Origin of the sequence: Neochlamydia sp. AcF65, from assembly GCF_018342435.1 — a bacterium.
Classification (GTDB): domain Bacteria; phylum Chlamydiota; class Chlamydiia; order Chlamydiales; family Parachlamydiaceae; genus Neochlamydia.
Genome location: NZ_JAEMUE010000069.1, coordinates 49,675 through 62,873 on the forward strand (window position 1 = coordinate 49,675; position 13,199 = coordinate 62,873).

The following is a 13,199-nucleotide window of genomic DNA, read 5'->3' on the forward strand; positions in this document are numbered from 1 at the left end:
TAGCTTAGCCTCTTACAAATATTTTCAATCCAACTTTTAAGGCCTCAAAAAGCGAATAGATTCTTGAGAAATGAAACCTATTAAATGATCGGTCGTTCGTATCTTTAACACCCTTCCCTGTTCTTCAGATTCCAGCACCTCTACTTTACTTCCTCCCCTTAAAGGTTGCAAAGTCACTAAAGCCAAGTTAAGATTTTTTTCTCCATATAAGTGAGTCGCGTGAATCAAAACACCTTCTATAGGCTCAAAATATTGGCTATAAATAATGCTACAAAAAAATAAGAGATTTACAAGGGCTACGCTACCCACCAGAATTTTTAACCTTGCCCAATTTTTCCATATCCATAAAGAGGCAAGACTGCAAAAAAGAAAAGTAAAGACACATAGAATTTCTAAACGCTCGGGCAAAGACAAATAAAAGTGAAAGGAAAAAACTTTTTTTAACAAGGAAGGTGACTGCGTAGAAGGGATATTTAACTTAGCAAGCGTTTCTTTTAATTTAAACTCAACTTCCAGATCGCGTGGCCTTAAGCGCTTAGACTGATAAAAATAAAAAGCCGCCCAGGGATACTGCTCAAGATTAAAATAGGTTTCAGCCAAGTTACTATACAGGGCACCATTGCCCTGCAGAGGGCAATAAAGTTTATCTAAAGAATGATAAATTATCAATAATCTGTTGAGGGATTGGCGACGATGAAAAAAATTGTTAGATTGCGCAGCCTCTTGATAAGCTGCACGTGCTTGCTCTAAAAGAGGTCCGGAAGGATTAGAAAAAGGAAGGATAAAAAAATTTAAGAGAGCATACCCTACTGCTATGCTAAGCAAAGCACAAAAATAGATCGTTTTATTAACCATGTTTAATCTCTTGAAGTTTTTGGTGCAACCGCTGCCCTTCTTCTAAAGCTTGAGAATAGAGCTTTTCATCTGGCGCTGTGCCACTATAACGCTGAAAATCGATAGACAGCAGCAAAGCACGTACTTCGCCTGCGACCCCCTCCAAAGGTAGATCTGCTCCTACAACTTCTTGGTGATTAATTAGGCCACATTCAAATAATTGCTGGATTAACAATCGATGAAGCAATTCATAAAAGAGAGGAGAATTTTGGGGGGCTTTTAACATCTCTTGATACATGCCTAAGCTCGTCTTCTTTTTTGCTTTCCCTCCTCGAATTTTTAATGAAGCTTGTAATTTATATTGCAGTCCCACTACTCCTAAGCTTAAAGGAATTAACCCTATTACCCACCAAGAACCCAAAATTTTATCTCTTAAATCGGCAGGGTCTAAAGATTGCATTTGATAGAAAGCTAAAGGAGGCAGATGCTGATAGCTCTTTATCCATTCTGCTAAAGTTTCTTGGCTTTGAAAGGTTATAGGAAGAGAAGAGGCCAGATCAGTAGATAAGATATTTTCGCTAGGAGAAATAGTAAGAGCAATAGGAGCGCTATGCAAAATTTTATACAGCTCGCTCTTAGGATCAAAATAAGAAAATTGAATAGAAGGCAGACTTTTAATCTCTGCAGAAAGAGGGTAAAGCTGGATCTCAAAGTATTTGCTATCATCTTCTTTTTTACCTATCGCAGGAAGGTCATTTTCTTTAAAAAGGCCGCTAAAGCCTGGTTGACAACAAATTTCAGGAAGAGAAACGCTATCCCAATTCGAGGTATTGCCTTTAATGGTTACCCTCACAAAAACTGGATCTCCCACGCTAAGGGTTGCAGCACTCAGTAAGTTTATATCCATCGTAAATTCTCCAAAAGCTCCATTAAAAGAAGCTGGCTGATCTTCTAAGGGAAAAGGCTTTACGCTTAGTTTAACAAGGGGTGCTTGAGAGCTAAGATGAGTGGTTGTAAACTGCTTATTACCTCTAGCATCTTCCACGTATACTACTCCTTCGATTCTGGAAGGCCCCCAAGCATATTCTCCAGGTTTAAGCGCTTGAACTTGCTGAGAAACTTCAAAAAAGCTTAAATCTTTTTCTGTCCAAGTGCGGATATCAGGACGCCCTACTTTCTGCAACCCCTCTGCTTCCAACATAGGCAATACTTCTTTTAAAAGAGCAATATTGCCTTTATAGCTATAGCGATAAACTAATTTTGTTTCTTGGCCTGGATATAACTGTTTAAGACCTTCGTTGTAAGCCTCCAACTGAAGAGCAGCCTTAAAGTTCTCATCCGATGATGCTAAAGGAGAGGCAAGAGGAGCTTGAATTTCATAGGTAATAGGGAAAGTTTTAAAGATTTTCCCATCCACTTTTAAAGATAAAGAAGAAAGTGTGTAGGTTCCTTGATTTTGAGGAGGTAAAGTAAATTGATAGATACTGACAGTTAATAGGCTGTCGGGAGAGATTTTTACGCTCCTCAGCAAATTAATCTTTAAAAAACGATCATTTAAAAGGGCACTTGATTCCTCTACTTTTTGATCGCTATTATGCGTAACTTCTAGTGTACCTTTTAAGGGCCATCCTTGATGCAAAGTCACTGGATCAAGAAAAGCACTTACAGAAATATTTGCTAAGACAGAAGCTTGAATCAAGATAGATCCTAAAAAGACTAACATCCCCTTCAGTTTCCAATGATAAAAAAGAAAAGCTACCATGGCTTTAAACCTTCTTTGATAAAAGCAGGTTGAGAAGGCAGCGGTTGATCTTGCCTATTCATCTGTTGAATCAAACGTGCCATCTCCTCAAAAGATGATTGAAAAGGCTGAGGAGATGAGGTTTGTAAATTAGGTTCCATAGAGCACTTACCTGTTTTATGAGGTTCTTTCATCTTTGTAAGGGCCTCTTGCCAGATATCCAATACTTTTTCCTGAGCCTTCATAAGTTTAGGTAGGTCTAATAACGAAGTTTGAACAAGGTCTACAATTTTTTTAGCCAGCCTATTTCCTTGCTGAAATAAAGGAAACACTTCGTTCCAGGGAGAAAATTGGCAACGTTCCTCCCTCCCCGCAAGCGAAGCTTTGGCATTAAATTTTGCAAGCTGCTGAGAGTAGGCAGCTTGATGAAAATATGAGGAAAATGTTAGCAAATATTCCTGGGAGGGTAGGATAAACAAAGCTGCCTCATGCACAGTCTCGCCTTGGCTTTCTTGCAAACGAGCGAGAAGTCTTGCCTGAGCTAATGCATGCCTCTGTTCATCTATCGCAGCTTCAAGGACTAGATCTGGACGAGCATGAATATCGGCGTGAAGAATTAAAAGAACACGCCTTAACTGTTGAAAAGATTCATTAAAGTACAATTGAGCTTTTAAATCCTGCAAAAGTTGAAGCTGGTCCGAACTCGCCTGCAAATTATTTTCGATAGCCTCCATACCAGCTTTAAGTCTTTCATGTTCTGAAGGCAAGGAAATCCTATGCAGTTTTTGCTTTAAGAAAAGCAGCGTATTAAATTCTAGAAGATCTTGCAAAGCGGCTAGTGAAAAATCGCTTAAAAGACTGGCTATATTCTCTTGAAAGGGATGTTGCGCAAAAAGAAGATGCATAAAGTGATTTAACCCCTCCATTGCCATTCCTAGGTTAGCTTCAGCGGCAGTAAAATGGCTCTTTGAGATTAAGGGAGCTACCTGATTAAAATATTTTGCCGCTCTTTCCAATAAGAAAAAATTTTTATCCCTCTGGAGTTGAAGATTAAGTGCATCCCATAGAGGAAGCCAACTCATTACATGTCTCTTAAAAAGATCTCGATATTTATCTTCTAAAGAAGCTGTCAGATGGCTTTCCAACAAAAAATCAAGATCTTGCTTGAGCAGCTGCAAGCCGGTTGCTAACCATGGAAGACTTTGCGAGGGGGCTGCCTGCACCATAAGATTATCTCTAGCTTTTTCGCGCATATCCACCCTAGCCATTTTAGAAAGAGTAGCTGCTTGGCCTAAAGGATAGCCCTTTTGACACTCATCTTGCCCGCTAAGTTTTAAGAGTTGACATTCAGCTTCTTGAACTAAAGGAATGTTTTCTAAAAAGCATTCAAAAAAGTAAAGCGCTTTAAAATAAGAATCTGGAAGAGGTGACGAAGAAGCCTGCGGAACTTGGCGTAACCTCTCTCCCTGATAAAAGTTAGCAAGCGCAAGATTTCTAAGAACGCGATACCTTAATAAAGGCGCACTAGTTTTGTTCCTCGATAAAGCCTGCAATATCTCGATAGCTTCCTCTTGCTTTCCTTGTGCAGCCAAAGCAGTCCCTAAATTATATGTCACTACACTTTTTTCCCATGCAGATAGATCTTCTGCTAGCATTTTTTGATAGATGTTGGTTGCTTCAACATAATTTTTAGCTGAAAAATAATCGGCTCCCAGCTGCAGCGACTCTTGCAGATTTTCACTAGCGGTAATTTTACCTAAGAAAAAAAAGCTGATGAATAAGAAGGCTGAAAATTTATTTAAACGCAAAGAAGTAGATGAAGAAAAGGCCCTATCTGGCCATAACAGGTAAAAAGCCAACAAAAGGATAGCCAAACTTAAAGGAAACTGGTAATAGGAATCATACTTTAAATCCTCTTCTACATTTAAGGCTTGCCTTGCATCCTTTAAAGAAAAAATATCGGCTTTAGAAATTTGAGCAGCAAGATCCTCAGCAATGGCACTAGCAGGAAAAGCATAGCCGGCGTAATAGCGCCCCTCCCCTTTTTCACTTAAAGCCTTCAAAACATCTTCGTTTAAATGAGAAATGATTCTTTGGCTTTTATCCCTTAAATGAGAAATTTCTAGGCCTTTCAATGTACCTACACCAATCGTATAAATGCGCGTTTCTTGCAGCGCACCTAATGAAGCTTCTAGCTCTTTGATATAATTTAGACGAGCACTTCCCGCTAACTCTTCCAAGCGATTATCGCCACCATCAGAAATGATAATGATAGTTTTAATAGAAGAGGTTAAAGATGCCAGGTAATGTTCATGCAGATAGCGCAGCATATCTTTTAGATCAGTTCCACTTACATCACCTTCATTAATCGCCAAATGATGTAACATGAGCCGCATAAAAAGGTAATCCATAGAAGGCGGAGATAGCTTGGTCACCTCTGAGGTAAACCCATACAGCGATGCTGACTGCCCTTGCAGGCGGCTTATTACCTGATCGGCAATATTCTTAGCATTCTCTAAACGGCTTTCGCCTAGTCGTCCATCTAATAGGCTCATAGAGGCAGAAGCATCAATCAAAAAAACCACCTCATGCGGTTGCATACGCTTAATATCATGCGTCTGTTGAAGATGTTCTATCATTTCTTGAGAATAATGGGGATGGCCTTTAGGCTGCATTAAAGCTAAGCAAAGGAACATCCAAGCTCCACATATTGCTGCTACCTTTAAGCCCAAGCATAGCTTAGGCTGGGCCATTAATACATAGGGCAATTTGTCTTTACTCGTATAATGAGCAAAGATTTTTAGACGGTGGCAATAAAGCCTCCAAAATAATAGTAGAAATAGGAGAATAAAAAATAGTAAATAGCTTGCTTGGGGAAAAGTATAGTAAAGCCCATTAAAGTTCATGGAACCTTCCTTAAGAAGGTCGTTTGCAGGACAATGGCTAGCCATACCATAAACATTCCGCCTGCTATTAAATAAGGAGAAAATGAAATCTGCTGATAAATAGACGGTTTTCCTCCCACCAGCCCTTGCGAAAGAAGAATACTTTTTTCTAGGCGATCAATCGTGGCATATACCGTTTTCATCTCACCAGGATCATTTAATATAAATAAGCCTCCTCCCGTCAATTGGGTAATTTCTTCCATTTGTCGCCGCTGAGAAGATAGCTGATCAGCATACATCCTAGGATCAATATTGATAAAATAAAGACGAACCCCCTTTTCTTTTGCAAAAGCTGCCGCCTCTTTTAGTCCTAGATTACGCCAAAGGCTATTTTTGTCTAAAATATTAGGATCTTGCAGGCCATCTGTCACTAAGATAATGATAGAATTTTTTATGTTATAAGCAGGCAGACTTTTTTGAGCTAAATGATTAGCATAATACTGGGTAGCAGCAATCATGCTAACAGTTTTGTAAATAGCATAACCCATGGCCGTACCATTGTCTTCTTGTTTTTTAACCACCTGAATATGAGCTAAAGCTTTTAAAATCTGTTGATGGTCTAGGGTCAAAGGAGAAAGAATATGAGGCACTCTAGCAAAGGTGATGAGTCCTATAAGATCGTTAGCTCTTCCTTTTAAGCCTGCGGAAGGGTTTCCTTCGATAAATTCTTTTGTGACTTGTTTAAGGAGAGCTTCTTTGGAAATATTCTGTCTTTTACCGCCAAGGGTAGCTGTCACCTCTTCTGCCATAGAACCAGATTGATCAAGTAATAAGTAAATAGCAATTCCCTCGGTGGGGAGAAAATTTTTATCGTCTTTCTCAGCAACAGCTAAAGAGGGCCTGCGCACCAAAAGATGCGGGTCTGCTAAAGCAACTAAAAACAAAATTAATCCACCCCCATGAAGCCAAAGGGGAAGCTGAGAGAAGGTGGTCTTCCATCCAGAATTAAGAAAAGAAGAGTCTAGATGAGAAAATAGCAGGGACGGTTTTCTCAGGTGATTTTTTTTCCTTGCTAGGCCATAACATAAGCTAAATAAAACTAATGCTACTATGGATCCCCAAGGGTCGATTTCAAAAGAAATATTTTGCATACATTTACTTTACTACAGATGGGTATAACAAAATATAGATAAAGGATAAATAAGATAATGGCTTTTCTTAAAATAGCTAGAATGGCCCTATCCATTTTTATCACTGCATGCAACTTATTAACCTGTATAAAATTTATTTAAATAATATAAAACCTGTTAGGAAACATTAAGATCTTTAATGCTCTAAGATAAAGAGCATAAAAAAATATTAATCATAGGCTCTTAAGATACTCTTTATGCAGCCCCTCCTTTATAAGCCCCTCTCCTTTAAATAGAAGAGGCAGCTTTTAGAGGATGAAGGTAGGCAGATTTAGCCCTCTAAGGGGCATGATAGTGAATCCATTGAAAAGGCTAGGGCCGCTTTTTATTTTTCTTAACACTTTTAGTCAGCTTTGCTTCTATAAAAGCCCAAGAAGTAAAAAATTTAAATTTAACTTCCCAATTTCTATGATTTCCAAAGATGAGGACTTTAAGGCTTATATACAAAGTTGACCTTAAGGGACTACCATGATAAAAGCAGCGATATCATCGCTAGAGTTTTTATCTGTAGGATTTAATTTTTTAATATTAACATAATTGTCTCTCTCGAAGGTGGGGTGAACAATAGCCGCCTTAATTTCCTCCAAAAGATGGATGGGATCGATCTGCTGATGGCATAGAATAGAATGAAGAATTTCAGCGGGCAGAAAATCTGTAACTCCATCTGTAAATCCATAAATTTTGTCTCCCGTCTGGACCTCTTTTATCTCTAAATGAATGGATGAATTTTTACTTAGCGAAGACAATTCTAACGAGCTTTCGGGCGTAAGGCGGTGAATTTCCCCTCTCGTTTCATGCCATAGGGAACTATCTCCCACATGTGCTGAACAAACATATTTTTTTTGATCTATTTCCAAAATAATTGCCATACTAAAAGTAGATGCTGTGCCAGCTATTTCAAAAGAAGTATTGATATCTAATAAGACGCTCTTCATAAAAAGTAGAACTTGATCTTTATCATGGGTGCCCAACATTTCACTTTTGAATTTGCTTACAAAATCTCCATTAAACTTATTCCAAATAGGCTCTAATTTATTAGCTCTAACTCCTGGGTTACCATGCCCTGTTCCATCCGCAATATAAGCCGTTGCACATTCAGGAAAAACATGAACGAAATCCAAGACTCCCTGCTCAGTATCTTCTGAATGATAAGTCGCCGAAGCCTCACATCCCCAACTTTGGATGCTCATAGTTTTTGTAATAAAAAGGGGATCAATGTGGCAAATCCAGCGACGCGCATTCAGGTTAACAATTTTTTCATCAAGATGCTGCAGAGCTTTTCTAGCGGTGGTGTCTTTTATTTCTGGGTTCTTTTCTCGTAAAAAATTGGCTACATTACTTAAGCTGGCTTCTCCTTTACCTAGATAGGCTAAAATTTTCTGCAGAAACGATAGCTGGCTTCTATCACTTAAAACTTGAAGGGTTTTTTCTCCATTAGCTGTACGAAGCAACAAAATAGGCCTCTGGCCTCTATCATTTTTATTTTCTTTCGTTTTACTATACAAATCATAATAAGCATTAAGAGTGCTTTCTAAAGATGAATTTATATGACTTCCTGAGCTCATAGATGGTCTCCACTTTACTGATTATAGGATAAAGTTATAATAGCAATTAAATAGGATAAGGTTATAAACGAAATTAAATTTGTATTTAAATACCTAAAGAGGCTAGCATTCTTTTATATTCTAAAAAACCGACTCTATTAAAACTTTTTCCTTTGACAATTTTTAGATAGAGTCTAATCGATTACTTATCTTTAACGGGTGATCATGCTGCTAATTAGCGCATCTACGTTTTTAAATAATTTTTTCCAAAGTACTTCTTTAGCTAATCGTCCCGCTCCTGATTTTTTACTTCACTTGCAAAAATTTTTCAAAAAATAAATCTCCCAAGAACAGCCAGTTATCTGGGCGCAAAATTTTTTAAGAACCTACCCGATTAAGTTCTTTTTAAATTAAACCCTACTTATAATAATAGCATTAAAAATAATAACTAAATATAAAATTTTAATATTTTAATATTTTAATATTTTAATATTTTAATATTTTAAATTTATAAAATAAAATACAACTTATTGGATAAAAGGGCGTTGTTGCGTAAATGCTAAGAAGTGTAGGCGATAAGATTGCCCTTTAACACATAAGAGCTATAAAATTTAGTTTGCTTAAACAAAAATATAGGCAGGCTATGGAAAAAAAGCTTAACTACCGCATACGTAACTGGTCGGATTATAACAAAGCTTTAGAACAAAGAGGAAGCATAACTTTATGGTTTTCGGATGAAACTATTAAAGGATGGAGGGAAAATAAAAGCACGGGGAAGAAGGGCCGTCCAAGAATTTACTCTGCTGACGCTATCCTATGCGTGTTGATGATTAGGGCGGCTTATCATTTACCCCTCCGTGCTGTACGAGGGTTTGTGTCATCGCTGATTACTTTGCTGGCTTTGGGATTGCCTGTTCCTTGTTATACCCGCATTTGTAGGCGTGCTAAAGAGCTTGGGCAAGAGCTTACAAAGCTAAGCCGTAAGCGTCCGACAGACATAGTCTTTGATTCCACTGGAGTGAAAGTTTATGGCGAAGGAGAGTGGAAAGTACGCCAGCATGGCAAAGCAAAGCGGAGGACTTGGAGAAAGATTCACTTAAGCGTTTGCCCAGACTCGCATGAGATTATTTTGAGTGAACTAACAACTAGCAATAAAGCTGATGATTTAGTGGCAAGCCAAATGATCCCCAAGCTGCCAAAGAGCGTAAAGACCACTTATGGAGATGGTGCTTATGATAGGCAAGCTTTCTATCGATCGTCTTATGCTCGGGGGATGGATCCTGTAGTGCCTCCAAGAAGAGGAGGAAGGCTAAGCCAAGAGACGGACAAACCGTGGATGAAAAAAAGAAATGATAACATAAAAGTCATTCAAGGCTTGGGGAGGAGATGATGAGGCTAGGCAGCTTTGGAAAAAGCTTAGTGGCTATCATAGAAGATCGCTTGCTGAAACGGCAATGTACCGCTTTAAAAGAAGCTTTGGAGGAGATTTTCGCTCTAGGAAGCTAGACTATCAGCGGGCAGAATTATATGCTAAATCTTTGGCGATGAATAAGATGACAAAACTTGGAATGCCCAAAGGACAATGGGTACTAACTTGATAAGCTTTTAAACAGACCAACTATTAGATCATTTACGCAACAAGGCCGGATAAAAGGAAGGTTTATTTATCGGCAGATGTAGAAATTGAGATAAATATCGTGAAAAAAGAGGTAATAAAAATCTAAAGAAAGTTTTCCATTGGCTCCTTCTATCCTACGAGTCAAAGAAAAGACCTTACATGACATGCGAGCCTCTGACACGGAAAAACAGCTGAATAGAGATGAAAGAGATGACCACCCCTACATTTGCTAGTGTTTACAGTTAAATGATTATTAACATCTTTTCAGCAAGCGGTCATGGAGATATGCCTACTTGATGCACTGAGGATGAAGGGAAAATAAAAACACGCAGCCAATAGAAAAAACAGTTATTTGCAAGCATTTTTGGCTTCGCAGGTGCCAGCAAAATCGCCTTTAAAGCTTGGTATCCGCCCTATGATCGCCTACTATCTTCAAACAACAATAAATACCGGCAAAACTAAAATTATTCCTCCTGACTCCAGGCTTTAATAAAAACATGAGAATGAGGGAGTAATCTTATTGTTGCACTTTATTGAAAAAAATTTATCCCGTAGCTCTAAAAACTAAATTTCCTAAAAATTTTTATCATCTTGATAATTCGTAGCCGATAAAAGCAGATAGATTCAAGAACCCAGCTTAAAAAGCTATATCTCGCTAAGAGAAAGTGTTATACAACCTTGATAAAAGGTTAACCTATCAGCCTCCAATCTAGTTAATATTTCAAGACTCTTCAGTGCTTTGTTTCAGCTTATTTTTTCAGAAAAATCTTAAAAGATTAGCTACCCGCTAATATAAAAATCCAATATGACCTATAAAAGCCCTATTGATGATTAAACAAATCTCATCAATCATGTAAGATAAGAGCAATCAATTTTCAAATACAGGGGATATAAACTTATTCCCTGACTCCCAAAGCTTCTAACAAGCGCTCAAGATCGTCAAGGTTAAAATAGTCGATAGAAATGCGCCCTTGCCTTCCCTTGGCGCGGATAAAAACTTTAGTGCCTAGTTTATACTGCAGTTTTTCTGCTAGTTGCTCTAAATAAAAGTCACGCGTTTCATAAGAGAGTTTCTTATGCTTAATTTTTTGCTTAAGTTTTTGTACCGCTTTTTCAGTTTCACGCACACTTAAACTCTCTCTTAGAATCAATTCATGCAGATAAACCTGCTTTTCGGCCCCTTCTACCGCTAGGATAGCTTTGGCATGCCCCATGGTAATTAGATTTTTACTTAAACTATCTTGTATAAGATTAGGTAAAGACAATAAACGTAGATAATTGGCAATCGTCGAACGTTTTTTTCCCACCGAGGCGGCTAGCTTTTCTTGGCTAAATTTAAATTCTTCCATCAAGCTAAATAGGGCTTTAGAAATCTCTATAGGATTTAAATCCACTCGCTGAATATTTTCAATTAAAGCAGCTTGGGCAGAAAGTATATGACTTGACGATCGCACAAGCACAGGAATTTCGAATAAGCCTGCTAGCTTAGCAGCACGAAAGCGCCTTTCTCCTGCCACTAGTTCATAATGCGAAGAATTTTCCACAGTTCTAACAATAGGTGGATGAATTAAGCCCACTGCTTTTATAGATTCAGCCAATTCTTTTAACTCAGATTCAGCAAACTGCCGTCTAGGCTGAAAAGGACTTATATTAATATGATTGAGCGGCACATAACGCAATTCTTCGAACAAAGAAAGTTTTTCCTGGGAAACATTCATACGTTTTACTTTTAACTTTACAATAAATAAACATGTTATATGATATTCGTTCTAGACAGCGCAAAAATCAAGCAAAAAAGCCCTCAAATATGAAAAAAAATCTAAAACGCGAATTGCTCTCCTCCGACACATCCCTCTCTTGGTCTGATGCCCTCCTAGCGCATCCTTTGACTCAATGGACCTTAGGTAACGGAAAAATTCTTCTTTATTCTTTTTTAGGGCTTATAATCCTTGGCTTTATTCTCTTTCAATTTATATGGCGCCATCATGCCGCTTCTGAAGCTGATTTTATACGTGCGGAGAAAAAATTTTCTCTTTTTATCTCTTCTCAAGAAAGTAGCGATCCTGCCGCGGAAGTAGAAGCGCTAAGAAATCTTCATGCAATCATGGCAGCACATCCAGAATTATACCCCAAATATGAGGGATTAATTGCTGAGACATTGTTACTAAGAGGAAAAAATGAAGAGGCTAGCCTGTATGCGACGTCAGCAATTAAGCGAACAGCCTATGAAAATGATCCTTTCTATACTAGCTATGCCCAAACAACTCTTTTATTAGCTAGAGAAGAATATGAAGAAGGCTTGAAAGCCGCACTTCACCTAAGAAATTCGATGCTAGAACAGGGAGAGGCATTCAAAGATAAACCAGAAAAACTGCAATATGGGACTTTTTTATATGCTTTTAACTTATTAAGGATAGCCATGCTGCAGCAACAGTTGTCTCTTTTTCCAGATGAGCTTGCCACCTGGAAAGAATGGGAAGAGCTAACGATAAAAAGCCGCGAAGGTACCCTTCCTTTTTATTTAAAAGATCAATTATTTTTATCCTTTAATAACTTGTTATCTGAAGGGAAAGCTTCCTTGGCTGATTATATAGAAGCAAGAAAGAAGCTGATAACAAAATAGCTAATAAGACTTGCTAATATTTTTTTTAAGCTGCTATAACAAATTTTATCATATAAGTTTTAATAGGCATGCTCGCTAGAGGAGTTCCTAAATCCTATACAACCTCTAGAGCCATAGAAAGCCACATGAAAAAGAGTGCAGAAATATAAAAGTCCCGACTGATTTTTTAAAAATAAGAAATATAAAGAAGTTATAAATGAAATAATTATGCCTATCTATTTTAAAAAAATGGTGGGCTAAAATGAATAGGGAAGATTAATCAATAGGTTGCATAATTTAAATTTTTTGAGATTTTTTATCTAAAGGCCTGGTTTTCCAAAATATCACCTTAAAAAAAGCAAAAAATATAAAGCGCCGCTTTTGAAATCTCAATCAAAATTTTGAGACCACAAACGAGCCTTCAATCATTGAAAAAGTTTCCCTCTTAACCGCTCGATTAGGGCAGGTGGAGAAACAATGGTGAGTGTTGAAAATAGTTCATTTACTTTTAACGATATCCATGAACAAGCTGGGGAAGAGAGCTTTCTTCCTGCCTTGAACGTAATCGTTAACAAGCGACATACAATAATAAATAACACCCCATCTCTTTCCATAGCGTCAGACCTAGCAATGAACGCCGTGGAAGTAAAAGGAATGTTTACTGTTTCTTTCTAATAGGAAAAAGAGTACCAATGCTATGAGGGTTACCTTTCAATAGCCGTCTTAATTTTTCGGTATGCCACCCTCCTAGCTTATTAGCTATTTTAAACTAGGAAGCAAGCCAT

At 37.8% G+C, this 13,199-nt stretch carries 9 protein-coding genes; 3 read left to right on the forward strand and 6 right to left on the reverse strand.

Features of this window, described 5'->3' with window-relative positions:
* Positions 1 to 36: 36 nt before the first annotated feature.
* From NEOC65_RS08635 to NEOC65_RS08655, 5 genes are all read right to left on the reverse strand, one after another.
* Complete coding sequence (locus NEOC65_RS08635; RefSeq protein ID WP_213156268.1) at positions 37 to 855, reverse strand: hypothetical protein; 819 nt, start codon at positions 853 to 855, stop codon at positions 37 to 39.
* Complete coding sequence (locus tag NEOC65_RS08640; RefSeq protein ID WP_213156269.1) at positions 848 to 2,596, reverse strand: BatD family protein; 1,749 nt, start codon at positions 2,594 to 2,596, stop codon at positions 848 to 850. The genes NEOC65_RS08635 and NEOC65_RS08640 overlap by 8 nt, the downstream gene beginning before the upstream one ends.
* The gene (locus NEOC65_RS08645; RefSeq protein ID WP_166157288.1) at positions 2,590 to 5,481 is read right to left on the reverse strand and encodes a vWA domain-containing protein; all 2,892 of its coding nucleotides are present in this window, start codon (positions 5,479 to 5,481) and stop codon (positions 2,590 to 2,592) included. The genes NEOC65_RS08640 and NEOC65_RS08645 overlap by 7 nt, the downstream gene beginning before the upstream one ends.
* Complete coding sequence (locus NEOC65_RS08650) at positions 5,478 to 6,611, reverse strand: vWA domain-containing protein (protein ID WP_166157291.1); 1,134 nt, start codon at positions 6,609 to 6,611, stop codon at positions 5,478 to 5,480. The genes NEOC65_RS08645 and NEOC65_RS08650 overlap by 4 nt, the downstream gene beginning before the upstream one ends.
* A 494-nt stretch (positions 6,612 to 7,105) precedes the next feature.
* The gene (locus NEOC65_RS08655; RefSeq protein ID WP_213156270.1) at positions 7,106 to 8,215 is read right to left on the reverse strand and encodes a PP2C family serine/threonine-protein phosphatase; all 1,110 of its coding nucleotides are present in this window, start codon (positions 8,213 to 8,215) and stop codon (positions 7,106 to 7,108) included.
* Positions 8,216 to 8,837: 622 nt separating this feature from the next.
* Between NEOC65_RS08655 and NEOC65_RS08660 the strand changes: the two genes are divergently transcribed.
* On the forward strand, positions 8,838 to 9,584 hold the full coding sequence (locus NEOC65_RS08660; RefSeq protein WP_213156271.1) for an IS5 family transposase: 747 nt from the start codon (positions 8,838 to 8,840) through the stop codon (positions 9,582 to 9,584).
* Between the two features lie 1,124 nt (positions 9,585 to 10,708).
* Here the strand turns inward: NEOC65_RS08660 and NEOC65_RS08665 are convergent.
* Positions 10,709 to 11,530, reverse strand: a complete 822-nt coding sequence (locus tag NEOC65_RS08665) for a ParB/RepB/Spo0J family partition protein (RefSeq protein ID WP_213156272.1) — start codon at positions 11,528 to 11,530, stop codon at positions 10,709 to 10,711.
* 89 nt (positions 11,531 to 11,619) lie between these two features.
* On the opposite strand from NEOC65_RS08665, the gene NEOC65_RS08670 reads away from it, so the two are divergent.
* Together NEOC65_RS08670 and NEOC65_RS08675 are read left to right on the forward strand one after the other, a co-directional pair.
* Positions 11,620 to 12,435 carry a RagB/SusD family nutrient uptake outer membrane protein gene (locus NEOC65_RS08670; RefSeq protein ID WP_213156273.1) on the forward strand — a complete coding sequence of 272 codons (816 nt, stop codon included), beginning with the start codon at positions 11,620 to 11,622 and terminating at the stop codon, positions 12,433 to 12,435.
* Positions 12,436 to 12,891: 456 nt separating this feature from the next.
* The gene (locus NEOC65_RS08675; RefSeq protein WP_213156274.1) at positions 12,892 to 13,089 is read left to right on the forward strand and encodes a hypothetical protein; all 198 of its coding nucleotides are present in this window, start codon (positions 12,892 to 12,894) and stop codon (positions 13,087 to 13,089) included.
* Positions 13,090 to 13,199: the final 110 nt, after the last annotated feature.